Annotated in this window: 1 protein-coding gene; it reads left to right on the top strand. The window is 72.7% G+C overall.

Features of this window, described 5'->3' with window-relative positions; genetic code table 11:
* Positions 1 to 209: DUF2804 family protein (locus A6V29_RS10740; RefSeq protein ID WP_137160277.1), on the top strand; the 209-nt coding region annotated here is incomplete at both ends.

Genomic DNA, 209 nt, shown 5'->3' with positions numbered 1-209 from the left:
ACCCGGACGCCGTCGGCTGGACCCGCCGGCCCCAGCACCGAGCCAACCTCCGTGGGTGGGGGCGCACCAAGCGCTGGGAGTACTGGGGCATCGTCACCCCGACCCACGTCGTCGGCACCGTGCTCTCCTCGATCGACTACGCGGGCGTCCACGGCATCTACGTCCTCGACCGCCGCACCGGCCAGGAGACCGATCGAGGTGCCCTCGCG

The sequence above is a fragment of the Blastococcus sp. CCUG 61487 genome (assembly GCF_005222955.1).
GTDB lineage: Bacteria > Actinomycetota > Actinomycetes > Mycobacteriales > Geodermatophilaceae > Blastococcus.
This window is presented reverse-complemented; position numbering and strand designations above follow the sequence as displayed.